The sequence below is a fragment of the Pseudomonas sp. TSO6 genome, assembly GCF_056098905.1.
Genome location: NZ_JBLZWV010000068.1, coordinates 140577 through 165948 on the forward strand (window position 1 = coordinate 140577; position 25372 = coordinate 165948).

Below are 25372 nucleotides of genomic sequence, written 5' to 3' on the forward strand. Positions count from 1 at the left end.
ATGAGGCCAGTGAAGACAACCACAATGCTGCTGATACACTTCCCGTCAACTTCCCTGCAAGGGGCTACCCCATGCTCCATGAGTTGTTCAGCGTCTACCTGAAAATGCTTGTGCTCTACAGCCCGTTCTTCGTGCTGTCGTGCTTCATCAGCCTGACCCGCGGCCACTCCAGCAAGGAGCGCAAGCAACTGGCCTGGAAGGTCGCCTTCGCAGCCCTGGTCGCCAGCGTGCTGCTGTACCTGTTCGGTCGGGTGATCTTCGGCATTTTCGGCATCACCGCCGACGCCTTCCGCATCGGTGCCGGCAGCGTGCTGTTCATCTCGGCATTGGGCATGGCCCAGGGCAAGCCGGCGGTGCAGGCCGATAACGTGCAGCAGGATGTGACCATCGTGCCACTGACCATTCCGCTGACGGTTGGCCCCGGTACCATCGGTGCATTGTTGGTGATGGGTGTAAGCCAGCCGCACTGGGACGACAAACTGCTGGCCATCGTCAGTATCGCGCTGGCCAGCTTCACTGTCGGCCTGGTGCTTTACCTGTCGCACGGTATCGAGCGGATCCTGGGCGACCAGGGCCTGCAGATCGTCAGCCGTCTGATGGGGCTGTTCGTCTGTGCCCTGGCGGCGCAGATCATCTTTACCGGGATAAAAGGGTACCTGGTGCCTTAGATGGCATCGTCGTGAATGCGCGCGAGGGATACCTTGACGACGCTTTCCTGCACTTTCGGCAATACGCTGTTCTCAAAGGCCAGAATATTGAACCGGACCAGTTCCGCACGCACATTCTTGTAACTGCGCTTGCGGCTGATGAACCCTGCACTGAAAACAGACTGCTTGTCCGTTTCGTGGTAAATCACCATGTCGACACGGTTATTACCGGCCGGCGCACAGGCCAACACTTGAAAGTGCTGCATCTCGAATGCCTTTTTCTCAAGTTCCTTCAGCACCGACGGCTTGGTCAGTAACGTTTGCATGGACACTTTGACCGACGACGCAAAGCTGTCCCCGGCAGTTTTAGACAGGGTCTGCAGCACGTGATCCGTCTGTTGCGTACGCGTCTTGTCCGGCCAATGGATCTGCTCAGCCGTTACCGCATCCCACCCCATGAATTTGAGCTGGTTACGGTAATAAGCAAACCAGTCTTTAATCAGCCCCTCCTTGTAAGCGGTATCGGTGGCTCTTTCGGCCATTGCCAAGGCCAGTTTCACCTTGTTTTTCTGCGCGGCGTCGATGCCCGGCAAGAACGAAACAATCCCAGCGCCGATCACGGCAGACGTGGCTTCACTCATGATGCTGCTCCTGTAGGTTGTGCGTAAGGGTCGAACCGGTAAACGGCCTGTGCATCCTTGGTTTTCATCAAGGCCTGCAATTCATCACGCTGGCGTTGGAAGCGTCCTTCATCCAATGCCAGGGAAACGCCGTTGAACTCGGCCTCGCCCTCAAGTACTTGTTCGCCCAGAAATGTCTCCAGCGAAACTAGCGATAGTGGCTTGTCGATTTGCAGCGAGATGCTGCACAAGTCCAGCGCCGGGCCCGGCTTGAGTACGCCAAGCTCGATGACCAGCGTGGAGCACTGCGCCTGATCATGCGTGCAGAACTTCAGCAAGTGCCGGAAGCCTTCGGCAGACTGGCCAAGGCCCGTCTTTATCGCCGCCAGCACGGCCTCATGGCGAAGCGAACGCATCTTCAGCCACGCTTCCAGTGGCTGTATATGCGCGTTGCGCACAGGTCGCCCCAACGGTTTCAGGTCATGGGTACTGGCCAGCTTGATCCAGCCCAGTTGGCGGTAGGCCTCCCGATACGCGGCATACCAGCTTTCGTAATTGTCAACGCGTGAACCGGCGTGCTTGTTAGCTACCAACTGTGCGTACAGGACTGAATCGAAAGCGGCCTGGCGTTGTGCCTCGACTGCGCCTGGCGAATACAGCAATGCTGTTCCGCCAATCAACATCAGTTGCTCAGCTGCTCTATCCATCGTGTTACCTCGTCACAAAGAACCGAACAAGGCGGCGTTGCGACTACGCCGCCGAGCCATCAGATGTCGTACTCGAGCACGTTCTCGACACTGCGCACGCCGAGTTTGTTTTCTACGGTTTCGCGGATTTTGTCGTAGACAAAGTTATTGAGGGTGAGCACTGCCGTGCCGGCGTAGTACTCGGTCCTGTCCAGCTTCCACTGGATGCCCAGCACGTCGTCGTCCAGTGTTGGGGCAGAGGCCTGGATGCAGCTCACTACCATGACCACATCGTTGTTTTCGGTTTCAATGCAGGCGGCCATGCCAACCATGCCCCTGGCTTTGTTCTTGCGCTTGTGATCGATCACCTTGGCGTCGTTTTCGACAGTGGTCAGTTTGTCGAAGGCCATCTTTGCCACTGCACCCAGCTTGGTGCCGCCCAGCATCGCATTGCCAACCACACCTATCGCCCGGATGGCCACGGCGCCAACGGTGACGGACAGTTCCGCCGAAGTTTCAAGGTCGAAGGTACGGCGTGGGATGGTGAAGCCAAGGTCACGCATGACATCGATGAATTTGTCGTACCACTCCCGGCTCTGCTTTTCGGCATTGAAGGCTTTGTCGGCTACCAATGTGGCGAAGTGGAAGGCATTTTTCACATCGTGACGGCTTTGCGCAGACATGCCCGCGCCGCAGGCAAGCAGGTTGCCTTCTACCAGGATGGCGGCATCGGTGGTGGTGATTTGTGTTGCATCGGACATCTGGAAACTCCTTGATGGTTGCCCCTTGAACCAGGGGCAATCACCTTAGCCAGCGCGCTTGCCACGAAGCGCGCTGAAGGGTTTCCGACGCAACTAGCCGGCGGTGGGGTACCAACGCGGGGTGTAGGCCCACACCCCGCCCGACAGACGAGGGAATACACAGGTTGTAGAGGAGCCGACCAGCACCATGGTGCGCATATCGACCATTTCCGGCAGCAGCTCGGCCAAGGTGACTACCTTCAGCGTCTGCCCCGGCCTACCGATGTCGCGCCCAAGGACTACAGGCGTGTTCCCCCCGCGGTGACGACGCACAACCTCCAGTGCCACCCCGAGCTGGTGCGGCCTGGACTTGGAAATCGGGTTGTAGAAGGCCAGTACCAGGTCAGCCTGGGCCGCCAGGTCCAGGCGCTTTTCAATGATCGACCAGGGCTTGAGGTTGTCCGACAGCGACATCACGCAGAAGTCGTGCCCCAGCGGTGCCCCCGCCTGCGCAGCGGTAGCGAGCGAGGCCGACACCCCTGGCAGGATCTCGAGGTCGACGCGCTGCCAGGCCGGGTCACTGGATTCGTGCAGCGCTTCGAGCACTGCAGCGGCCATGGCGAACACGCCTGGGTCGCCCGACGAGACCACCACCACCGAACGGCCTTGTGCCGCCAGCTCGAAGGCATGCCGGGCGCGCTGCATCTCTTCACGGTTGTCGGTGCAGTGCAGCACCTGGTCGTCACGGAACGGCCCGGCCATGCGCACGTAGGTTTCGTAGCCGAGGATGTCCTCGGCGCGTGCCAGCTCGGCCTTGACCGCCGGCACCATCAGTTCGGCGGCCCCGGGGCCCAGGCCGATAACAGCCAGACGACCACGGCGGCGGCCAACCTGCGCCACATCGACCGGGGCAGGCGCCACTGCGATGACCACCTCGGCCTGTTCTATCAACTCTGCGCCTGGCAACGCTGCAGCCACCATGCTGGCCACATCGCCTGGCCTGGCAGCGAAGCGCAAGGCGACACCCAAAGCCCGCGCAGCCTCGTGCAAGGCACTGTCGGCCATGGCTTGCTCGTCCGCCAGCACACAGGCAACAGATGGCTCGGCGATACCGGCCTGCTGCAACGCAGCACGAATGCCGTGCAGGTTGCCACCTGCAACGCCTACAACCACCGAGCGCGGGTGGATCAGCAGTTCGTCGCGGTTGGCCGGGCGGGCCTGATGCCCCACATGGATGGTGCGCCGGGCTGCTTCGCTGGCAGGCAACTGCACCTGTTGCAACCACGGCGCATCACCTTCGATGCGCACCGCCTCGCCAGCCAGCAAATCAGAGACAAAGCGCTTGCCTTGCTCAATGTCCGCCAATGCATAACCCTGCGGCGGGTTCAGCAGGCAAGTGCCGAAACGCAGCTCGCCACTGGTGGTGATCGCAGCAGCAACGCCCAGTGCCTCTGCGATTTCGCGTGCCATCACGTTCACGCCACCCAGGCCACCGAGCAGCGGCACCACCGCACTGCCATCTTCGGCCACGGCCAGAACCGGCGGCTCGCGGCCCTTTTCGCTGAGCAGGCTGGCCAGGCTGCGGATGACAATGCCCGCAGCGCACAGGGCGATGATCGGCGTGTCCTGCTGGTACAACCCGCGCAGGGTATCGCCGAACGAGCTGTACGATTGGTCTGCACCCTCGACACGCCCCTCCAGGCCATGGATCGTGGCCTGTGGATAACATTGCTGGATACGCTGCGCCGTCGCCAGGCTGCCTGGGCCTAGAATGATGATTGCCGGTGCCTTGTGCATGCTCATCCCTGCCATTTTTCCCCCGGCACGATGATCAGCGAGAAGTACGGCGACGACTGTGGGTCGACCTGGTCCAGCGGCACGATCTTCTGGTTGGCCATGGTGGCCCGCTCCACATACAGCGCGCGCTCGTGCAGGCCTAGTTCGGTCAGTACTGCGCGTACTTTAGGGAAGTTGCGCCCAAGCTTCATGATCACCGCTGCATCGGCATCGGCCAGGCGGCGCTTGAGCTCTTCGGCGGGCAACACGCCGGACAAGACCGAGAGGCTCTGGTTGCGGTACACCAGCGGTGCACCCAGCACCGAGGCGCCACCGAGCATCGAGCACACGCCGGGGATCACTTCGGCTTCATAGCGCTGCGCCAGGCGGTCGTGCAGGTACATGTAGGACCCGTAGAAGAACGGGTCACCTTCGCAGATCACCGCCACGTCGCGACCGGCATCCAGGTGCTCGGCCACCTGCACGCTGGCTTCGTCGTAGAAGTCGCTGATCACCTGCTCGTAGGACAGCGGCGCCGGCAGGGCTTCGGTGGTTACCGGGTACACCAGCGGCAACAGCGTCTGCTGCGCTTGCAGGTGCGCCTCGATGATGCCGAAGGCATTGCCGCGCTTGCCCTTGGCCACGAAATAGCCGACCACTGGCGCTTCGCGCAGCAGGCGCAGGGCCTTGAGGGTGATCAGTTCAGGGTCGCCCGGGCCCACGCCCAGGCCCAGCAGACGTCCACGCGGCGCCATCACTCCACCTCCGTGGCCAGGGCGTTGACCGCGGCGGCGGCCATCGCGCTGCCGCCCAGGCGGCCTTGCATGATCACGAACGGCACGCCACGGCTGTCGGCGGCGAGCATCGCCTTGGACTCGGCAGCACCGACGAAACCGACCGGGAAGCCGAGGATCAGCGCCGGCTTGGGTGCACCGGCGTCAATCATCTCCAGCAGGTAGAACAGGGCGGTGGGCGCATTGCCGATCACCACCACACTGCCTTCCAGGTACGGGCGCCACAGCTCAAGGGCTACGGCAGAACGGGTGTTGCCGGCGTCCTTGGCCAGGCCCGGTACGCTTGGGTCGCGCAGGGTGCAGATGACTTTGTTGTCGGCTGGCAGGCGGGCGCGGGTGATGCCTTCGGCGACCATGTGCGCATCGCACAGGATTGGCGCGCCGTTCAGCAGCGCCTCGCGCCCGGCCCGGCCGGCGCCTTCGGAGAACTGCAGGCCATCGATGGCATCGACCATGCCACAGGCGTGGATAACGCGTACGGCGAGCTTTTCGAGGTCTGCGGGGATCCGCTCGAGTCGGGCTTCCTCACGGATGATCCGGAAGGAATTGCGATAGATCTCCTGACCATCGCGGATGTAGTCAATCATCAAGGTGCTCCGTCGGCAGGTCGAGCATGGCGCCTGCTTCATTCAAGGTAAGGTCGGTGGCGCGCAGGGCGCCGAAGCCCGGCTGGCGCGCGTCACGCAGATAGAGGTCATATCGGCCCGGCGAGCGGGCCAGCAGGGTGGCCGGGGCAACATGGGCCACGGCGCAGGAACGGGGGCAGCCAGACAGGTGCACGCTGGCGGGCACGCCAGGGCCCAGCAGCGCGGCCAGGGCAACGGCGTCGGCCTTGGTTTCGCCAAGCGCCTTGGCGCAGCCGCTGGCACCGGTGCAGGCGCTGATCCGCGCCAGGGGTTCATGGTCGTGGCACAGCAGGCCCAGGGCCGACAGTTCAGCTTGGGCTTGCTCGATGTGGTCGGCTTGCAGGTTGGTCAGCACCAGGCTTTGCCAAGGGCTCAGGCGCAGGCTGCCATCGCCCCGTTCACGGGCAACCCGCGCTGCGCCGCGCAGCATGGCCGGGGTCAGGCGGCCTTGCGGCGGGGCTACGCCAAGGGCAACGCCATCTGCCTGCGGCAGCGTGCCCAGCCAAGAGGCGCGGTGCTGTGTGCGTTGCCAGGCGAGCACGGCGGCATCGCGGCGGATGTCCAGGCCGAGCCCATCGACGAAATCGGTTGCCGAGTACACCTCGAGCAACTGCCGCATGCGCGACTGCGTCGGGGTTGCCAGGTCGAGAAAGCGCTCCAGCACCGCACGCACCAGCGCCAGGCCCTGCGCCAGCGGCACGGCGCCGAGCACCTGGCCGTCCGCCGGGCAGCCCGCCAGGCCGAACGCCAGCCAGGTCTGCTGCTCCAGACGCAGGGCCGATAGCCACAGGTCGTGGGGGTGTCGGAGCATGGCCAGGCGTTCGCCGGCATCCAGCTGCACGGCAAACTTGGCCGACAACTGGTGAAAGCGCGGGGTGCCTTCCAACAAGTCGAGGATCTGACCTGCCAAGGGCCGTGCGTCCAGCAGCATCGCCGGGTCATGCCCGGCCAGCGGGCTGAGCATCAGGTTGCGCACATCGTCACCGGCCGCGTCGCGCGGGCCCAGGCCGGCTGCGAGCAGTGTCTCCACCAGGGCGCGATGCTCGTTGCCAATGCCGCGAATCTGCAGGTTGCCACGGTTGGTGGCCTCGATCACGCCGCCGGCGAAGCGCTCGGCTGCCGTCGCCACCGCTTCAGCCTGGTCGGCCAGCAGCAGGCCACCCGGCAGCTTGATGCGGCAGATACCGCCATCACGGGCACTGACAATGCGCCACAACCCCGGGCAGGCCGAGGGGCGGGGCGAAACGTTGGGGGCATGGGCCTGCGTCAAAGGGGTGTCCGGCAATCTGTGAAAATGCGCTTGAGTGTAGAAGGCGCGGTATTATGCCTGCTTTGTCCGGCGGCATGAAAAGCCGGTGGTCGAGCATCCTCATCGATTGAGGAGAAATCCAGGGCTGTGTCGCCCTCTTCGCGGGCACGCCCGCTCCCACAGGATCATCGCTACCCTCAATGGCTGCGCTGTACCTGTGGGAGCGGGCGTGCCCGCGAAGGGGCGCGAAGCGGCCCCAAAAATGGCGGAATGAAATACATGGCACCCTGGCTGACAGTAGTAGGCATCGGCGAAGACGGCTTCAGTGGCCTGGGCAAACAGGCCCGGCGCGCGCTGCTGGGCGCTGCGCGGGTCTTCGGCAGCCCGCGCCAGCTGGCCTTGCTGCCGCGCTGCGTGCCCGGCGAGCGGCTGGGCTGGCCAAGCCCGTTTTCCTTAGGCCCAGTGTTGGCCCTGCGCGGCGAGCCGGTGTGCGTGCTGGCCAGCGGCGATCCGATGTTCTTCGGCGTCGGCGCCAGCCTGGCGCGGCAGGTGCCCGCCGATGAAATGCGCGTGCTGTCGATGCCCTCCTCCTGCGCCCTGGCCGCTGCCCGCCTGGGCTGGCCGTTACAGGAGGTGCAGGTTGTGTCGCTGGTGGCGCGGCCACTGGCGGCGCTGAATACCCACCTGCACAGCGGCATGCGCCTGCTGGTGCTGAGCAACGATGGCGACAGCCCGGCGGCAATTGCTGCACTGCTGCGCGAACGTGGCTTCGGGCCAAGCCGCCTGCGGGTTTTCGAGCACCTGGGTGGCCAGGAAGAACGCGAGTTGGCCGGCACCGCCCAGGACTGGCCGCACGCCAATATCGCCACGCTCAACCTGGTGGCCATCGAGTGCCTGGCCGCGCCCGATGCCCTACGCCTGCACCGGCTGGCCGGGCTGCCGGACAGCGCCTTCCGGCACGACGGCCAGCTGACCAAACGCGATGTCCGCGCCATCACCCTGGCGCGCCTGGCGCCCCAGCCCGGCGAACTGCTGTGGGATGTAGGCGCGGGCTGCGGCTCGATCGGCATCGAATGGATGCGCGCCCACCCGGCCTGCCGCGCCCTGGCCATCGAGGCCGACGAAGGCCGACAAGGCTTCATCGAACACAACCGGGACGCGCTGGGTGTACCCGGCCTGCAACTGGTCTGCGGCAAGGCACCTGCAGCCCTGCAAGGCCTGGAGCAGCCCGATGCAATCTTCATCGGCGGCGGCGTCACCCGCGAAGGCGTGCTGGACCTGTGCTGGGCCAACCTGCGCCCTGGCGGGCGGCTGGTGGCCAATGCAGTGACCTTGCAAAGCGAACTGGCCTTGGCGCATTTCCGCGAGCAGCACGGTGGTGAGCTGACCCGCATCCATGTCGCCCATGCCCAGCCCCTGGGCGCGTTCGACACCTGGCGCCAGGCGCTGCCGATCACCCTGCTGGAAGTGGTGAAACCCGTCGATGCGTGAAGAAACCCGCGAACAGCCCGCGCCCCTGCGCAGCGGCCTGACCACCGGCAGCTGCGCCACCGCCACAAGCCTGGCAGCCGCTCGCTTGCTGCTGAACGGCGAAAGCAGCGACGCCGTCAGCATTACCCTGCCCAAGGGCAAGGTGGTGCAGATGCGCCTGGAATTCTGCCGCCTGATTGACGAGCGTGCCGAAGCGGGCACCCTCAAGGATGCTGGCGACGACCCGGACGTGACCCACGGCGCCCTGCTCTACAGCCAGGTACGCCTGCTGGGCGAACCGGGTATCCGCTTTGTCGCCGGGGCCGGCGTTGGCACCGTGACCCGCCCGGGGCTGGTGCTGGCGGTAGGTGAGCCGGCCATCAACCCGGTGCCACGGCGCATGATCACTGAACACCTGCAACGCCTGGCCGACGAGTGCGGCTACCTCGGTGGTTTCGAGGTCACGGTCAATGTGCAGGGCGGCGACCAACTCGCCCTCAAGACCATGAACCCGCGCCTGGGCATCCTCGGCGGGCTGTCGATCCTCGGCACCAGCGGCATCGTGCGGCCGTTCTCCTGTGCGGCCTACATTGCTTCGATCCATCAGGGCATCGACGTGGCCCACACCAACGGCTACACGCACATCGCCGCCTGCACCGGCAACGCCAGTGAGGACACCATGCGACGGGTCTACGGCCTGCCGGAAATCGCCCTGATCGAAATGGGCGATTTCGTCGGCGCAGTGCTCAAGCACCTGCGCAAGGTGCCGGTGCCACGCCTGACCCTGTGTGGTGGCTTCGGCAAGATCAGCAAACTGGCCGCCGGGCACATGGACCTGCACAGCCGCCATTCCAGCATCGACCTGCCGCAACTGGCCGGCTGGGCGGCAGACATTGGCGCTGACGAAACGCTGCAAGCGGCCATCATCGGCGCCAACACCAGCCAGCAAGCGCTCGCCCTCGCGCATACAGCCGGTATCGCCTTGGGGGATGCAGTGTGTGCTCACGCCCTGGCCTTCGCCCGCAGCGTCGTCCCGGCGCAAGTGCAAGTGGAAGTGTTCGCCATCGACCGCCAGGGCGGCATCGTTGGCCAGGCAGGTGTGCAATGACCACGCGCATCCTGCTGCTGGGCGGTGTTACTGAAGCCCTCGCCATCGCCCGCCACCTCGGCCCACAGCATGTTTATAGCCTGGCCGGTATCGGCCGCGTGCCGCAGGGCCTGCAATGCCAGGTGCGGGTCGGGGGCTTTGGCGGTGCCGAGGGCCTGGCCAACTACCTGCGCGAGGCGGGCATCACCCTGCTGATCGATGCCACCCATCCCTATGCCGCGCAGATCAGCCGCAATGCCGCCAGCGCCGCACGCAACGCTGGCATCCCGTGCTGGGCCTTGCGCCGCCCGGCCTGGCAGGCGCAAGCGGGGGATGACTGGCGCGAAGTCGAGGACTGGGCGGGGCTGATGGACGCGCTCAAACCGTTCCGCAGGCCGCTGTTTACGCTGGGGCGTGAGCCACTGCAGCACCTGGACGAGATTCCACCGGAGCAGTTCTGGACGCTGCGTGCGCTGGAAGCGTGCCCTGGCAACGAGCGCTGCGAAGTGATTGGCGCGCGCGGGCCATTCAACATCGAAGATGAGCGCAGCCTTTTTGATGAGCGGGGTATTGATGTGCTGATCAGCAAAAACAGCGGCAGCGTGGCGACAGAACCGAAACTGGAAGTGGCTAGGGAACGGGGGGTTCCGGTTCTCATTTTGAAGCGTCCGCTATTACCTAGCGTGGATTGCGATTTCGATTCGCAGGAATTGCTGGTGGCTGCATTGGAACGCTTCGATGATGACGCCTGCGCAGACTTCACGGTCACCCGCGATCAACCGGAAGAGCAAAAGCGGGAAGATTTGTAGGTCGCTGCACTTTCTGCTCGTACGACGAAAGTTATTTAGCGCCCTCAAGATCGAGCGCCGCCCGCGCGGCGCTCGATCTCATAAGCGCTGCATACCTGTCGACAAACACCCGTTAGCCTCTTCTCTATCAGCCCACAGCCAATCTCAGAACACTCCTACAGCCCAATCGGTCTCACCTGAATAGCCTTCGCGCACCCCGCTGCATTAAGCTTTAGCCCCCTCCCCCGGAAGGTTTCACCCATATGGAAATGCAATGGTGGATCTGGCTGGTCTTCGGCATCGCGCTGATCCTGCTCGAACTGGTCATGCCGACGTTCTTCATCCTCTGGTTCGGCATCGGTGCCGTGCTGGTCTCGCTCATCTCGCTCGCCGCCCCCAGCCTGCAACTGGACATGCAGGTGCTGCTGTGGGTACTGCTGTCGTCTGTCACCACCGCGCTGTGGTTCAAGGTATGCCGGCGCAAGCAGCCAGACGTGCGCTGGACCGCCGACAGCGTGATCGGCGAAGTGGGCTTGCTGACCGCTGGCGTTTCGGAGTTTCAGAAAGGCCGCGTGCGTTTCCAGAAGCCGATCCTTGGCAGCGAAGAATGGACCTGCGTCGCCGATAGCCAGATCGCAGCCGGCGAACGGGTACGCCTTACCGCCATTGAGGGCAACACTGCCCGCGTCATCCGGGCCTGAACCCGCACTAAAAGGAATTTCGCATCATGACCAGCCTCATCGTCGTCGCCGCCATCGCTCTGTTCGTCCTGATCACCGTGTTCAAGGGGGTACGTATCGTGCCCCAGGGCGAGGAATGGATCGTCGAGCGCCTGGGCCGCTACCACAGCACGCTCAAGCCCGGCCTGAACATCCTCATCCCGTACATGGATGTGGTCGCCTATCGCCTGCCGACCAAGGACATCATCCTCGATGTGCAGCAGCAGGAAATCATCACCCGGGACAACGCCGTGATCGTCGCCAACGCCCTGTGCTTCGCCAAGGTGGTCGACCCGCAGAAAGCCTCCTATGGCGTGCAGAACTTCTCGTTCGCCGTCACCAGTCTGACCATGACTTCGCTGCGCGCCATCGTCGGTGCCATGGACCTGGACGAAGCGCTGTCCAGCCGCGAGCAGATCAAGGCACGCCTGCGCGAGGCGATGTCGGAGCAGACCGAAGACTGGGGCGTGACCGTGCGCTCGGTGGAAATCCAGGACATCAAGCCTTCGGAAAACATGCAACTGGCCATGGAGCGCCAGGCGGCGGCCGAGCGTGAGCGCAAGGCCGATGTAACCCGCGCCGAAGGTGCCAAGCAGGCCGCGATCCTGGAAGCGGAAGCACGCCTGCAGGCGGCCAGGCTGGATGCCGAAGCACAGATCAGCCTGGCCGAGGCCTCGGCGCGGGCGATTTCGCTGGTCAAGGAAGCGGTGGGCAACGAGACCGTGCCGGCGATGTATTTGCTGGGTGAGCGTTATGTCGGGGCCATGGAGAACCTGGCGAGCAGCAACAACGCCAAGGTTGTGGTGCTGCCGGCGGATCTGCAGGAAACCGTCCGGGGCCTGATGGGCCGTAACAAGGCTTGAGATTGTCGGGGGCGCTTTGCGCCCCATCGCGACACAAGGCCGCTCCTACAGGGACCGCACAATGCCCAACGGTACGCCGTCCTTGTGGGAGCGGCCTTGTGTCGCGATGGGCTGCGCAGCAGCCCCCATTACCCGACACCTGCGTCACTTCACCGCACCCCGCCATTTTTACCTATACTCCGCCTTACAATAGCCACCACGATTCCTGACCGGATCTCTCCATGCCCCCACGTCGGCACATCGCCTGGATAGCCTGCCTTGCAGTGCTGTTCAACCTGCTGGCCATGCCGCTGGCCTCTGCCGTGCCCAAGGGCCCGGGCGAGCAGCTGCTGTGGGGGGCTTTCTGTTCCAGCATGGCCAACAAGGCCAAGGTCGACGTCCAGGCCCTGGCCAAGATCGACCTCGGCCCGCAAAGCGACGACAGCGCCAGCATGATGAATTGCTGGTGCTGCTCGGGCGCTGCACCACTGCTGGCCCTGCCCGGCTACCCGCCGCAGCTGCACAACCCGCCAACACTGTTTGCCGGCCTGCTGCCGCCCCCCGCCGATTACCAACCCACGCCGCGCCAGCTCTGGCCTGCGTTAAACCCCCGTGCCTCTCCGCTGGCCTGAGTTCATCTCGCTGTCTGCCTGAACCTGAACAGAACGGAGATTCACCATGCTCAAGCACGCCCTCGTCATGGCCGCCCTGCTGCTGCCCGGCGCCTTTGCCAATGCCCACGAATACAGCGTGGGCGACCTGCACATAGCCCACCCCTGGTCGCTGCAATTGCCGCCCAACGCCCCCAATGTCGCCGCGTATTTCGTGGTGCACAACAATGGCCAGGCCGATGACCGCCTGTTGAGTGTCGACAGCCCCATCAGCGATGACGCGCAACTGCACGAGCATGCCATGAGCGCCAGCGGTGCCATGAAGATGCAGCAAGTACCCAGCGTGGTAGTGCCTGCCGGCAAGGACCTGACCTTCGCCCCCAGCGCCTACCATGTGATGCTGATGCAGCCCAAGGACCGCAGCCTGCTCAGCGACGGCAAGCGCTTCCCGTTGACCCTGCACTTCGAGAAGGCCGGCGACGTCACCGTCGAAGTGGCCGTGCAGAAGCAGGCGCCAGCGGACCAGCCGCAAGCCCACGAACACGCGCACTGACACCTGCTGACAGGCACTCGCCATGAGCCTGCCGCGCAACAGCATCAGCCGTACTACCCGCCCTGACCGCAGGCGCGCCGGTGGCGGATGGCTGAGCCTGTTCGCCATGTGGATGATCTTCATCGGCCCGCTGATTTCCCAGTCGATGCCGATGGACCACCACGCCGGTATGAGCATGCCGATGGACATGCCGATGGCGGCTGCCCATCAGCATGGCGGAGACGCCGATCACGGCCACGGCGGCGATGGCCAGTTGCATGTGATGTGGGAAAAGTGCGGTTATTGCAGCCTGTTGTTCAACTGCCCGGCCCTGCCCCAGGCCCTCAGCCCGCTCAGCGCCGGCAGCGTCGTCCCCACCACCCACCTGCTTGCGCCAACGCACCAGGGCCATGCCCGGCAGGCTGTATTCCCCGGTGCGCGCAGCCGCGCCCCACCCTCCTCGATCAGCGTCTGAACCCACATTTTGCGCACGGAGCCAGGAGGCTTCGCGCTAACTCATGACTGATCGACTGGAATCATTATGTCCGGCTGTACCCCTGTTTTTGCCTTGTCCCTGCGTGGGGCCCTCGCCGCCGTGTGCGGCTCGCTGCTCGCGCCCGTGGCCCTGGCCGCCGACCCTGGCCATGAAGGCCATGCGCACGACGCACCCGAGCTGAGCCCGACGGTAATCACCGCCGTGGCCCCGAGCTCGCCGCTGACCGTCGTCACCAACCCGAAAGACCCGCGCCAGCCAGTGCCGGCCAGCGACGGCGCCGACTACCTGAAGACCATCCCCGGCTTCTCGGCGATCCGTGCCGGCGGCACCAACGGTGACCCGGTGTTGCGCGGCATGTTCGGCTCGCGCCTGAATATCCTCACCAATGGCGGCCTGATGCTGGGCGCCTGCCCCAACCGCATGGACGCGCCCACGTCCTATATTTCGCCGGAAACCTACGACCGCCTGACCGTGATCAAAGGCCCGCAAAGCGTGATCTGGGGCCCGGGCGGTTCGGCAGGCACCATTCTTTTCGAACGTGAACCCGAAAAGTTCGGCACCCTCGGCAGCCGGGTAAACGCCAGCCTGCTGGCCGGCTCCAACGGCCGCTTCGACAAGGTGCTGGATGCCGCCGCCGGCAACAGCCAGGCCTACGCCCGCTTCGTCGGCAACCAGTCGCGCTCGGATGACTACCACGAGGGCAACAACGACACCGTGCCGTCGCGCTGGGAAAAATGGAACGGCGATGTCGCCCTCGGCTGGACGCCCGACCAGGACACCCTGCTGGAGCTGACGGCCGGCAAGGGCGATGGAGAGGCCCGCTATGCCGGGCGCGGCATGGACGGCTCGCAGTTCAAGCGTGAAAGCCTGGGCCTGCGCTTTGAAAAGTCCAACCTTGGCGAGGTGCTCGACAAGGTCGAGGCGCAGGTCTACTACAACTACGCCGACCATGTGATGGACAACTACAGCCTGCGTACCCCATCAGGCAGCGGCATGATGGGCATGCCGATGGTCAGCAACGTCGACCGTCGCACCCTGGGCGCACGCATCAAGGCCACCTGGCGCTGGGCCGATGTGCAGTTGATCAGTGGCATCGACGCGCAAACCAACGAACATCGCCAGCGTGGGGGCATGGGCGTAGACGCACACAAGGGCCAGGCCTGGACCAAGGACGCCGACTTCCACAACTACGGTGCCTTCAGCGAACTGACCTGGTACGTCAGCGGTGAAGACCGGCTGATCACCGGTGCCCGCCTGGACCGCGCCTCGGCCCGAGACTTCCGTAAAGGCAGCGCCACAGAAGGTGATAGCCGCGCCGACACCCTGCCCAGCGGTTTCATACGCTATGAGCACGACCTGGCAGCCATCCCGGCCACCACCTATATCGGCCTCGGCCATGCCCAGCGTTTCCCCGATTACTGGGAGCTGTTCTCGCCCAAGCTGGCACCGCCCGGTGCAGCAAATGCCTTTGACGGCATCAAGCCAGAGAAGACCACCCAGCTCGACTTCGGCATCCAGTACCGCACCGAGCGCCTGGAAGCCTGGGCTTCGGGCTATGTCGGGCAAATCCGCGACTACATCCTGTTCGACTACCGCACGGGCATGATGGGCATGAGCACCTCGCAGGCACAGAACATCGACGCCCGCATCATGGGCGGCGAACTGGGTGCCGCCTACCAGCTGACCGAAAACTGGAAGGCCGACGGCACGCTGGCCTACGCTTGGGGCAAGAACAGCAGTGATGGCAAAGCGCTACCGCAAATGCCACCCCTGGAAAGCCGCCTCGGCCTGACCTACAGCCGCGATGTATGGAGCGTCGGTGCACTGTGGAGGCTGGTGGCGGCGCAAAACCGCATTGCCGAGAACCAGGGCAACGTGGTCGGCAAGGACTACGACAAGAGCGCCGGCTTCGGCGTGTTCTCCCTGAACGGCGCCTACAAGGTGAACAAAAACCTCAAGCTCAGCGCAGGGGTCGACAACCTGTTCGACAAAACCTACGCCGAGCACTTGAACCTGGCCGGGAACGCCGGGTTCGGCTACCCGGCTACCGATCCACAGCCGGTCAACGAGCCAGGCAGGACCTTCTGGACCAAGGTCGACTTCAGCTTCTGACAACAACCACGGGCGCAGCTTCGGTTGCGCCCATCTGCTGGTCAAACAGGAGGTTCCCATGAGAGGAACACGCAGCAATTTCTATAACCTGGCCTGGCGTTGGCACTTTTATGCGGGGCTGTTCGTGGCCCCGTTCATGATCCTGTTGGCGATTACCGGGATCATCTACCTGTTCAAGCCGCAGCTCGACCCGCTGCTGTACCGCGACCTGATGGTGGTCGAGGCCGGCCACCACCGGCAGGGCGCCGATGCGATGCTGGCCGAAGTGCGCCAGGCTTACCCCAAGGGCCACGTCGGCCAGTACCTGCCGCCAATCAACGCCGAGCGCAGTGCGCAGTTCGTGGTGCATGAAGGCGGGCGCGAACTGAACGTGTTCGTCGACCCGTACAGCGGCAAGGTGCTCGGTGAGCAGGACGGCAAGCAGAACCTGCAGGCCATCGCCCGCGCCCTGCATGGCGAGCTGATGGTCGGCACAGTCGGTGACCGCCTGGTGGAGCTGGCCGCAGGCTGGGGCATCGTACTGGTGGTGTCGGGCCTGTACCTGTGGTGGCCACGTGGGCGCAATGGCGCTGGCGTGCTATGGCCACGGCTGTCGGCACGCGGCCGGCTGCTTTGGCGCGACCTGCACGCGGTAACCGGCTTCTGGGGTTCGGCCCTGCTGTTGCTGATGCTGCTCAGCGGCATGACCTGGACCGGCCTGTGGGGCAAGCAGTACGCCGATTTGTGGAACCGTTTCCCGGCAGCCATGTGGAACGACGTGCCCAAGTCGGACCAGCAGGCAGGTGAGCTGAACAACGCGCACCGCCAGACCGTGCCCTGGGCGATGGAAAACACGCCGATGCCGCAGTCTGGTGCACACGCCGAACACGCCGGGCACCACATGATGTCGGACATGCCTGCGGCGCCCCAGGTGAGCGTGCAGCAGGTCGAAGACATCGCAACCTCCCGCCAGGTCGAGCCGGGCTACAGCATTACCCTGCCGACCACGGCAGACGGTGTGTTCACCATTGCCGTGTTCGCCGACGACCCGCGCAACGACGCCACCCTGCATGTCGACCAGTACACCGGCAAGGTCCTGGCCGATGTGCGCTGGCAGGACTACAGCCCGGTCGCTCGGGCCACCGAGCTGGGGGTGATGCTGCACGAAGGCAAGATGTTCGGGGCGTTGAACCAGATCATCATCCTGCTGGTGTGCCTGATGATTCTGCTGGGTTCGGTGAGCGGGCTGGTGATGTGGTGGAAGCGCCGGCCCGAAGGCGGGCTGGGTGTGCCGCCGCTGCGCCATGACCTGCCGCGATGGAAGGCGGCGGTGGGGGTGATGCTGGTGCTGGGGGTGATGTTCCCGTTGGTGGGCGTTTCGATGGTGGTGATGTGGGTGGTGGACAGCCTGATAGTGCGCCGCCGCCGGGAGCTGGCCAGCGCCTGAGCCCTGCATAACCTGCACTGGCCTCTTCGCGGGCTTGCCCGCTCCCACAGGATCTCTGCCGCCCTCAGGCGTGGCGCGATACCTGTGGGAGCGGGCAAGCCCGCGAAGAGGCCGGTGAAGGTCTCGAACTTTTCCTGCGAGAGCACGGCTGCCATCTGAAAATCGTGGCGATCTGTCGCGATCTCGAATTGGAACGCCCGTGTTAGCCTAGCCGGCGACTTTCAAGGGAATGCAGCTTATGACCGCAATTTCACCAAAACCACAAGAAGAGCAGCACCTGCAACGCAACCTGACCAACCGCCACATCCAGCTGATCGCCATCGGCGGCGCGATAGGTACCGGCCTGTTCATGGGCTCGGGCAAGACCATCAGCCTGGCTGGCCCGTCGATCATCTTCGTCTACATGATCATCGGCTTCATGTTGTTTTTCGTCATGCGCGCCATGGGCGAACTGCTGCTGTCGAACCTGAACTACAAATCGTTCATCGACTTCTCGGCCGACCTGCTCGGCCCCTGGGCCGGTTACTTCACCGGCTGGACCTACTGGTTCTGCTGGGTGGTCACCGGTATCGCCGACGTGGTCGCCATCGCCGCCTACACACAGTTCTGGTTCCCCGACCTGCCGCAGTGGATACCGGCGCTGACCTGCGTAGGGCTGCTGCTGTCGCTGAACCTGGTGACGGTAAAAATGTTCGGCGAGATGGAGTTCTGGTTCGCCCTGGTCAAGATCATCGCCATTCTCGGCCTGGTCGCCACCGGCCTGTACATGGTCATCACCGGCTTCACCTCGCCCAGCGGGCGCACGGCACAGCTGGCCAACCTGTGGAATGACGGCGGCATGTTCCCCCATGGGCTGATGGGCTTCTTCGCGGGCTTTCAGATCGCCGTGTTCGCCTTCGTCGGTATCGAGCTGGTGGGCACCACCGCCGCCGAAGCGAAAAACCCGGAGCGCACCCTGCCGCGGGCGATCAACTCGATCCCGATCCGCATCATCGTGTTCTATGTGCTGGCGCTGATCGCGATCATGGCCGTGACACCTTGGCGCGACGTGGTCCCGGGCAAGAGCCCGTTCGTCGAGCTGTTTGTGCTGGCCGGCCTTCCAGCGGCGGCCAGCATCATCAACTTCGTGGTACTGACCTCGGCGGCCTCGTCGGCCAACAGCGGCGTGTTCTCCACCAGCCGCATGCTCTTCGGCCTGAGCCAGGAGGGTGATGCACCCAAGGCGTTCGAGAAGCTTTCGAGCCGCTCGGTGCCGGCCAACGGCCTGTACTTCTCCTGCACCTGCCTGTTGCTCGGTGCAGTGCTGATCTACCTGGTGCCGAACGTGGTCGAGGCGTTCACCCTGGTGACCACGGTTTCGGCGGTGCTGTTCATGTTCGTGTGGACGCTGATTTTGCTGTCGTACCTGAAGTACCGCAAAAACCGCGCGGCGCTGCATCAGGCGTCGAAGTACAAGATGCCGGGCGGGCGCTTCATGTGCTACGTGTGCCTGGTGTTCTTTGCCTTCATTCTGGTGTTGCTGAGCCTGGAGGCGGACACGCGTTCAGCGCTGGTGGTAACGCCGATCTGGTTCGTATTGCTGGCGGTGACCTATCAGTTTGTACGCAGCAGGCGCCATCCGCGTTCGGCTGTGCGCAACGGCTGATTGCCTCGGGGGCTGCTCTGCAGCCCCAATCCTGTGCACATCAATGTCCCAGGCACCAACCTGGACCTCGCAAACGCCCCAACACCTCGCACAACCCCTCTATTACGCCCATTTCGCCACTAGGCACACCCCTTGCAAAGCCCCTCCCCGCTTGCCCAACACTCTAAAAAACTCAGCGGAGAGAGCACATGAAGCGTCGCAGTCTGATCAAGGCCTTTACCCTCAGCGCATCGATTGCGGCGATGGGCCTGAGCTGGAGCATCCAGGCCGCCGAGACCATCAAGGTTGGCATCCTGCATTCGCTGTCGGGGACCATGGCCATTTCCGAGACCTCGCTCAAGGACATGGCGCTGATGACCATCGACGAGATCAACGCCAAGGGAGGCGTGAACGGCAAGATGCTCGAACCGGTGGTGGTCGACCCGGCCTCCAACTGGCCGCTGTTCGCTGAAAAGAGCCGCCAACTGCTGACCCAGGACAAGGTCGCGGTGGTGTTCGGCTGCTGGACCTCGGTGTCGCGCAAGTCGGTGCTGCCAGTGTTCGAAGAGCTCAACGGCCTGCTGTTCTACCCGGTGCAGTACGAGGGTGAAGAGATGTCGCCGAACGTGTTCTACACCGGCGCCGCCCCCAACCAGCAGGCCATTCCTGCCGTGGAATACCTGATGAGCGAGGACGGCGGCAGCGCCAAGCGCTTCTTCCTGCTGGGTACCGACTACGTCTACCCGCGCACCACCAACAAGATCCTGCGCGCCTTCCTGCACAGCAAAGGCGTGGCCGACAAGGACATCGAAGAGGTGTACACGCCGTTCGGCCACGCCGATTACCAGACCATCGTCGCCAACATCAAGAAGTTCTCCGCCGGCGGCAAGACGGCGGTGATTTCCACGGTCAACGGCGACTCCAACGTGCCGTTCTACAAAGAACTGGCCAACCAGGGCCTGAAGGCCACCGACGTACCGGTGGTGGCGTTCTCGGTAGGCGAAGAAGAACTGCGCGGCATCGACACCAAACCGCTGGTGGGGCACCTGGCCGCGTGGAACTACTTCGAGTCGGTGGATAACCCGGTGAACCAGAAGTTCGTCGCCGACTGGAAGGCCTACGCCAAGGCCAAGGGCCTGCCAGGCGCTGACAAGGCGGTGACCAACGACCCGATGGAAGCCACCTACGTGGGCATCCACATGTGGGCGCAGGCCGCCGAGAAGGCCAAGTCCACCGACGTCGACAAGGTGCGTGAAGCACTGGCCGGGCAGAGCTTCAAGGCACCGTCGGGCTTCACCCTGACCATGGACAAGACCAACCACCACCTGCACAAGCCGGTGATGATCGGCGAGATCCAGGATGACGGGCAGTTCAGTGTGGTGTGGGAAACCGAGCAGCCGCTGCGGGCGCAGCCTTGGAGCCCGTTCATTCCAGGGAATGACAAGCGACCTGACTACGCAGTGAAAGGTAACTGAGTGCAACGGGGCTGCTTTGCAGCCCAATCGCCGGCAAGCCAGCTCCCACAAGGAAAGCACCGCCCTCAAGGCCTGTGGAAGACCTGTGGGAGCTGGCTTGCCGGCGATGAATCCAACACCGATTCCCAGGATTGCCCGCATGCTCAGAATGCTGCTCACCCTGCTTCTGCTACTCCCCATGGCCACCCAGGCCAGCGAGGGCGAATTCTTCCTCACCGCCAAGCCCGCCGAGCAGGCCCGCCTGCTCGAAAGCTGGGCGGCGCAACCCGATGCCACGCGCCTGCCACTGCTGGACAACCTGCGCCAGGGCCGCATTGCCACCGACGACACCCGCAAGGTGCGCCTGAACAACCGCCTGCGCGGCCTGATCGACAACGCCCTGGCCAGCCACCAGCTGCTCAGCGACAACAGCGAAACGCGCCTGGCCGCCGCCCAGCAACTGCAAAAAAGCGCACAACCCGCGCAAATGGCCTTCCTCGACCGGCGCTTCGCCAGCGAGCCGGATGCCGCCGTGCACGCCGCCATCGGCCTGGCCCTGGCCAACCTGCAACTGGGCGCCAGCGAACCGGCAGTACGCCTGGCCGCCGTGCGCCTGCTGGGCGAAACCGGTGACCCGCTGGCCCGCACCCGCCTTGAAGCGCTGCTGCAACCAGACGCTGAAGCCGACCCGGGCGTGCGCACCGCTGCCGAAACCAGCCTGGCCCAGGTCAAACGCAAGCTGCTGGTGGGCGAACTGCTCGGCCAGGCCTTCAGCGGCCTGTCGCTGGGCTCGATCCTGCTGCTGGCGGCGCTCGGCCTTGCCATCACCTTCGGCCTGCTCGGGGTGATCAACATGGCCCACGGCGAGATGCTGATGCTCGGCGCCTACAGCACCTATATGGTCCAGGTGCTGGTGCAGCGCTACGCCCCGGGTGCCATCGAGTTCTACCCGCTGATTGCCCTGCCGGTGGCCTTCGCTGTGAGTGCCGGGGTCGGCATGGCGCTGGAACGCACCGTGATCCGCCACCTGTACGGCCGCCCGCTGGAAACCCTGCTGGCCACCTGGGGCATCAGCCTGATGCTGATTCAGGCCATCCGCCTGCTGTTTGGCGCGCAGAACGTCGAGGTGAGCAACCCGGCGTGGCTCTCGGGTGGCATTCAGCTGCTGCCCAACCTGGTGCTGCCGTACAACCGCCTGGTCATCATCGGCTTCGCCTTGGCCGTGGTGCTGCTCACCTGGCTGCTGCTCAACCGCACACGGCTGGGCCTGAACGTGCGCGCAGTCACCCAGAACCGCAACATGGCCGCCTGCTGCGGCGTGTCCACCGGGCGCGTCGACATGCTCGCCTTTGGCCTGGGCTCTGGCATCGCCGGCCTCGGCGGCGTGGCCCTGAGCCAGGTCGGCAACGTCGGCCCGGACCTGGGCCAGAGCTACATCATCGACTCGTTCCTGGTGGTGGTGCTGGGCGGTGTCGGGCAACTGGCAGGTAGCCTCTGGGCCGCGTTCGGCCTAGGGATAGCCAACAAGTTGCTGGAGCCGCAGATCGGCGCCGTGCTCGGCAAGATCCTCATCCTTGCGTTGATCATTCTGTTCATCCAGAAGCGCCCGCAAGGCCTGTTCGCCCTCAAGGGACGGGTAATCGACTGATGAACCAGCCACTGCTTGTCACCGCTACGCAAAAGGCCGGGCCGCGCCTGACCCTGGCCATCGGCGCCATCGTCGTCCTGCTGTTGCTGGCCCTGCCGCTGCTGTCGCTGCTGCCGGCGGATCACGCGCTGCAGGTGTCGGCCTACACCCTGACCCTGGTCGGCAAGATCCTCTGCTACGCCATCGTCGCCCTGGCCCTGGACCTGGTCTGGGGCTATGCCGGCCTGCTGTCGCTGGGGCACGGCCTGTTCTTCGCCCTGGGCGGCTACGCCATGGGCATGTACCTGATGCGCCAGGCGGCCGGTGACGGCCTGCCGGGGTTCATGACCTTCCTGTCATGGACCGAGCTGCCGTGGTACTGGGCCGGTACCCAGCATTTCGCCTGGGCCCTGTGCCTGGTGGTGCTGGCGCCTGGGCTACTGGCCCTGGTGTTCGGCTGGTTCGCCTTCCGCTCGCGGATCAAAGGCGTGTACTTCTCGATCATGACCCAGGCCCTGACCTTCGCTGGCATGTTGCTGTTCTTCCGCAACGAAACCGGCTTTGGCGGCAACAACGGTTTCACCAGCTTCCGCACCATCCTGGGCTTCGACATTGCCGCACAAGGCACCCGCGCGGTGCTGTTCCTGCTCACCGTCGGCCTGCTGCTGGCCAGCCTGTACCTGTGCTGGCGCCTGACCCGCAGCAAGTTCGGCCGCCTGCTCACCGCCGTGCGCGACGCCGAGAACCGCCTGATGTTCTGCGGCTACGACCCGCGCGGTTTCAAGTTGCTGGTGTGGGTGCTCAGCGCCGTGCTGTGCGGCCTGGCGGGCGCGCTGTATGTGCCGCAGGTGGGCATCATCAACCCCAGCGAAATGTCGCCGACCAACTCCATCGAAGCCGCCGTGTGGGTAGCCCTGGGCGGGCGCGGCACGCTGATCGGCCCGCTGCTCGGCGCCGGCCTGGTCAATGGCATGAAAAGCTGGTTCACCGTGGCCTTCCCGGAGTTCTGGCTGTTCTTCCTTGGCGCGCTGTTCATCCTCGTCACCCTGTACCTGCCCAAGGGCGTGGTCGGCCTGTTGAAGAAAAGGAGCCAGCCATGAGAGGCGTGCCCCCGGTCCACCCTGAATTCATGCTCGAACCGGTGTTCGACACCCTCGGCGCCAGTCGCGACGCAATCGGCCTGGGCCAAAGCCGCAAGGCCGGCCTCGACACCCGTCACGGCACAGTGCTGAGCCTGGAGGACATCAGCGTCAGCTTCGATGGTTTCAAGGCGCTCAACGGGCTGAACCTGTACATCGGCGTGGGCGAACTGCGCTGCATCATCGGCCCTAACGGCGCCGGCAAGACCACGATGATGGACGTGATCACCGGCAAGACCCGCCCCGACACTGGCAGCGCCTACTTTGGCGACACCCTCGACCTGACCCGCATGAGCGAATACCAGATCGCCCAGGCCGGCATTGGCCGCAAGTTCCAGAAGCCCACGGTGTTCGAGGCACTGACGGTGTTCGAAAACCTGGAGCTGGCGCTGAAGACCGACAAGTCGGTGTGGGCCAGCCTGGCCGCGCGCCTGGGTGGCGAGCAGCGCCAGCGCATCGAAGAAGTGCTGACCACCTTGCGCCTGCTGCCCCTGGCCCAGCGCCAGGCCGGCTTGCTGTCGCACGGGCAGAAGCAGTTTCTGGAAATCGGTATGTTGCTGGTGCAAGAGCCGCAATTGCTGCTGCTGGATGAGCCAGTGGCCGGCATGACCGACGCCGAGACCGAGTTTACCGCCGAGCTGTTCAAGGGCCTGGCTGGCAAGCATTCGCTGATGGTGGTGGAGCATGACATGGGCTTTGTCGGCAGCATTGCCGACCATGTGACCGTGCTGCACCAAGGCAGTGTGCTGGCAGAAGGGTCGCTGGACCAGGTGCAGGCGGATGAGCGGGTGGTCGAGGTGTATCTGGGCCGCTAGACATTGACGCCTGTAGCGGCCCTATCGCCGGCAAGCCAGCTCCCACAAGAGCTCCACAGGGCCTGAGGCTTGCGCTTCACCTGTGGGAGCGGGCAAGCCCGCGAACGGGCCAGCACAGGCACAGTAACTCTTTCAGGAACACTCACATGCTCAAGATCGACACCCTGCACCAGTACTACGGCGGCAGCCACATCCTGCGCGGCCTGTCCTTCGAAGCCAAGGTCGGCGAAGTCACCTGCCTGCTGGGCCGCAATGGCGTGGGCAAGACCACCCTGCTGCGCTGCCTGATGGGCCTGGTACCCGCCCGTGACGGCAGCATCGAATGGGAAGGCAAACCCATCACCAGCCTCAAGCCCCAGCAACGGGTCCAGGCCGGTATCGCCTATGTACCCCAGGGCCGCGAAATTTTCCCACGCCTTACCGTCGAGGAAAACCTGCTGATGGGCCTGTCACGCTTCCCGGCCCGTGAGGCCCGCGAAGTGCCTGCCTTCATCTACGAACTATTCCCGGTGCTGGAGCAGATGAAACAGCGCCGTGGCGGCGACCTGTCTGGCGGCCAGCAGCAACAGCTGGCCATCGGCCGCGCCCTGGCCAGCCGCCCACGGCTGCTGATTCTCGACGAGCCGACCGAAGGCATCCAGCCCTCGGTAATCAAGGAAATTGGCGCGGTCATCCGCCGCCTGGCCCAGCGTGGCGACATGGCGATCCTGCTGGTGGAGCAGTTCTACGACTTTGCCGAAGAACTGGCCGACCAGTACCTGGTCATGGCCCGTGGCGAGATCGTGCAGCATGGCCGCGGCGAAAACATGCAAGCCGAAGGTGTGCGTGGCCTGGTAACCATTTAATCTGCGAGCAACAACCCTGCGAGACGCTGTCATGAGTTACGAAATCCGCGACGCCCTGCCCACCGACGTGCCGGGCATCCTCGACATCTACAACGACGCGGTGCGCAACACCACGGCGATCTGGAACGAAACGCCGGTTGACCTCGGCAACCGTCAGGCCTGGTTTGAAGCGCGGGCGCAGCAGGGTTACCCGATCCTGGTGGCGGTGGACGACACGGGCGTGCTCGGTTATGCCTCGTTTGGCGACTGGCGGCCGTTCGAAGGCTTTCGCAACACCGTGGAGCACTCGGTGTATATCCGCGGCGACCAGCGTGGCAAAGGGCTGGGGCCGGTGTTGATGGCAGCGCTGGTCGAGCGTGCGCGCGGTTGTGGCAAGCATGTGATGGTGGCAGCCATCGAGAGTGGCAATGCAGCGTCGGTGCGCCTGCATGAGCGGCTGGGCTTCGTGGTGACCGGGCAGATGCCGCAGGTGGGGGTTAAGTTTGGCCGCTGGCTGGACCTGACCTTCATGCAACTGGTGCTGAACCCCGGGGCCGAACCGACCTGAAATTGATGTCGGCTGTGCTGGCCTCTTCGCGGGTAAACCAGCCCAGCCGCTGGCGCAGCATGCGGTTCTCGCTGCGCCACTGCTGCCCGTCCTGCAACAG

Annotated in this window: 25 protein-coding genes; 18 read left to right on the plus strand and 7 right to left on the minus strand. The window is 64.4% G+C overall.

The annotated features are described in order from the left end of the window. Positions 1–71: 71 nt before the first annotated feature. A complete protein-coding gene (locus ACN6NG_RS26775; protein ID WP_016489380.1) occupies positions 72–668 on the plus strand; it encodes a MarC family protein in 597 nt (198 codons plus the stop codon). Here ACN6NG_RS26775 and ACN6NG_RS26780 read toward each other — a convergent pair. The 7 genes from ACN6NG_RS26780 to cobG form a co-directional block, all read right to left on the minus strand. Continuing rightward, complete coding sequence (locus ACN6NG_RS26780; protein WP_474317056.1) at positions 665–1288, minus strand: hypothetical protein; 624 nt, start codon at positions 1286–1288, stop codon at positions 665–667. The genes ACN6NG_RS26775 and ACN6NG_RS26780 overlap by 4 nt on opposite strands. Then, positions 1285–1974: a hypothetical protein gene (locus tag ACN6NG_RS26785; protein ID WP_197864407.1), complete on the minus strand. Its 690-nt coding sequence runs from the start codon at positions 1972–1974 to the stop codon at positions 1285–1287. Before ACN6NG_RS26785 ends, ACN6NG_RS26780 begins: the two co-directional genes overlap by 4 nt. A gap of 59 nt (positions 1975–2033) precedes the next feature. Beyond that, on the minus strand, positions 2034–2714 hold the full coding sequence (locus ACN6NG_RS26790) for a hypothetical protein (protein ID WP_063422756.1): 681 nt from the start codon (positions 2712–2714) through the stop codon (positions 2034–2036). A 93-nt stretch (positions 2715–2807) separates the two neighbouring features. Next, complete coding sequence (gene cobJ / locus ACN6NG_RS26795) at positions 2808–4505, minus strand: precorrin-3B C(17)-methyltransferase (protein WP_474317059.1); 1698 nt, start codon at positions 4503–4505, stop codon at positions 2808–2810. Next, complete coding sequence (locus ACN6NG_RS26800) at positions 4493–5224, minus strand: precorrin-2 C(20)-methyltransferase (RefSeq protein ID WP_063422754.1); 732 nt, start codon at positions 5222–5224, stop codon at positions 4493–4495. Before ACN6NG_RS26800 ends, cobJ begins: the two co-directional genes overlap by 13 nt. Further along, positions 5224–5850, minus strand: a complete 627-nt coding sequence (locus ACN6NG_RS26805) for a precorrin-8X methylmutase (protein WP_016489386.1) — start codon at positions 5848–5850, stop codon at positions 5224–5226. The genes ACN6NG_RS26800 and ACN6NG_RS26805 overlap by 1 nt, the downstream gene beginning before the upstream one ends. Continuing rightward, positions 5843–7174, minus strand: coding sequence for a precorrin-3B synthase (cobG, locus tag ACN6NG_RS26810; protein ID WP_081237785.1), 1332 nt, complete (start codon positions 7172–7174; stop codon positions 5843–5845). The genes ACN6NG_RS26805 and cobG overlap by 8 nt, the downstream gene beginning before the upstream one ends. Positions 7175–7417: 243 nt before the next feature. Here cobG and ACN6NG_RS26815 point away from each other — a divergent pair, with 243 nt between their 5' ends. From ACN6NG_RS26815 to ACN6NG_RS26895, 17 genes are all read left to right on the plus strand, one after another. Then, the gene (locus ACN6NG_RS26815; protein ID WP_063422752.1) at positions 7418–8629 is read left to right on the plus strand and encodes a bifunctional cobalt-precorrin-7 (C(5))-methyltransferase/cobalt-precorrin-6B (C(15))-methyltransferase; all 1212 of its coding nucleotides are present in this window, start codon (positions 7418–7420) and stop codon (positions 8627–8629) included. Beyond that, on the plus strand, positions 8622–9716 hold the full coding sequence (locus ACN6NG_RS26820; RefSeq protein WP_016501831.1) for a cobalt-precorrin-5B (C(1))-methyltransferase: 1095 nt from the start codon (positions 8622–8624) through the stop codon (positions 9714–9716). Before ACN6NG_RS26815 ends, ACN6NG_RS26820 begins: the two co-directional genes overlap by 8 nt. Further along, entirely contained in the window at positions 9713–10504 is a 792-nt protein-coding gene (locus tag ACN6NG_RS26825; protein ID WP_240979184.1) for a cobalt-precorrin-6A reductase, read from the plus strand. Before ACN6NG_RS26820 ends, ACN6NG_RS26825 begins: the two co-directional genes overlap by 4 nt. A 242-nt stretch (positions 10505–10746) precedes the next feature. Beyond that, positions 10747–11184 (plus strand): NfeD family protein, encoded by a 438-nt coding sequence (locus ACN6NG_RS26830; protein WP_474317064.1) that lies wholly within the window; start codon positions 10747–10749, stop codon positions 11182–11184. Between the two features lie 26 nt (positions 11185–11210). Next, positions 11211–12065 (plus strand): SPFH domain-containing protein, encoded by an 855-nt coding sequence (locus ACN6NG_RS26835; RefSeq protein WP_016501834.1) that lies wholly within the window; start codon positions 11211–11213, stop codon positions 12063–12065. A gap of 221 nt (positions 12066–12286) precedes the next feature. Beyond that, a complete protein-coding gene (locus ACN6NG_RS26840) occupies positions 12287–12676 on the plus strand; it encodes a DUF2946 domain-containing protein (RefSeq protein ID WP_474317067.1) in 390 nt (129 codons plus the stop codon). A 46-nt stretch (positions 12677–12722) separates the two neighbouring features. Then, positions 12723–13208 (plus strand): copper chaperone PCu(A)C, encoded by a 486-nt coding sequence (locus tag ACN6NG_RS26845; protein WP_063422750.1) that lies wholly within the window; start codon positions 12723–12725, stop codon positions 13206–13208. Positions 13209–13230: 22 nt separating this feature from the next. Next, positions 13231–13662: a DUF2946 domain-containing protein gene (locus ACN6NG_RS26850; protein WP_063422749.1), complete on the plus strand. Its 432-nt coding sequence runs from the start codon at positions 13231–13233 to the stop codon at positions 13660–13662. A gap of 66 nt (positions 13663–13728) precedes the next feature. Further along, positions 13729–15795: a TonB-dependent copper receptor gene (locus ACN6NG_RS26855; RefSeq protein WP_474317070.1), complete on the plus strand. Its 2067-nt coding sequence runs from the start codon at positions 13729–13731 to the stop codon at positions 15793–15795. Positions 15796–15853: 58 nt separating this feature from the next. Continuing rightward, positions 15854–17221 carry a PepSY-associated TM helix domain-containing protein gene (locus ACN6NG_RS26860; RefSeq protein ID WP_063422747.1) on the plus strand — a complete coding sequence of 456 codons (1368 nt, stop codon included), beginning with the start codon at positions 15854–15856 and terminating at the stop codon, positions 17219–17221. Positions 17222–17459: 238 nt separating this feature from the next. Further along, positions 17460–18866 carry a D-serine/D-alanine/glycine transporter gene (gene cycA, locus ACN6NG_RS26865; protein WP_016501840.1) on the plus strand — a complete coding sequence of 469 codons (1407 nt, stop codon included), beginning with the start codon at positions 17460–17462 and terminating at the stop codon, positions 18864–18866. Positions 18867–19054: 188 nt separating this feature from the next. Further along, the gene (urtA, locus tag ACN6NG_RS26870; RefSeq protein ID WP_016395201.1) at positions 19055–20320 is read left to right on the plus strand and encodes an urea ABC transporter substrate-binding protein; all 1266 of its coding nucleotides are present in this window, start codon (positions 19055–19057) and stop codon (positions 20318–20320) included. Positions 20321–20426: 106 nt separating this feature from the next. Then, positions 20427–21947 carry an urea ABC transporter permease subunit UrtB gene (urtB, locus tag ACN6NG_RS26875; protein WP_474317074.1) on the plus strand — a complete coding sequence of 507 codons (1521 nt, stop codon included), beginning with the start codon at positions 20427–20429 and terminating at the stop codon, positions 21945–21947. After that, positions 21947–23026 carry an urea ABC transporter permease subunit UrtC gene (urtC, locus tag ACN6NG_RS26880; RefSeq protein ID WP_258654149.1) on the plus strand — a complete coding sequence of 360 codons (1080 nt, stop codon included), beginning with the start codon at positions 21947–21949 and terminating at the stop codon, positions 23024–23026. The genes urtB and urtC overlap by 1 nt, the downstream gene beginning before the upstream one ends. Beyond that, positions 23023–23880, plus strand: coding sequence for an urea ABC transporter ATP-binding protein UrtD (urtD, locus tag ACN6NG_RS26885; protein WP_063422745.1), 858 nt, complete (start codon positions 23023–23025; stop codon positions 23878–23880). Before urtC ends, urtD begins: the two co-directional genes overlap by 4 nt. A 146-nt stretch (positions 23881–24026) precedes the next feature. Further along, positions 24027–24725, plus strand: coding sequence for an urea ABC transporter ATP-binding subunit UrtE (gene urtE, locus ACN6NG_RS26890; RefSeq protein WP_043200837.1), 699 nt, complete (start codon positions 24027–24029; stop codon positions 24723–24725). Positions 24726–24756: 31 nt separating this feature from the next. Continuing rightward, complete coding sequence (locus ACN6NG_RS26895; protein ID WP_019473594.1) at positions 24757–25272, plus strand: GNAT family N-acetyltransferase; 516 nt, start codon at positions 24757–24759, stop codon at positions 25270–25272. Positions 25273–25372: the final 100 nt, after the last annotated feature.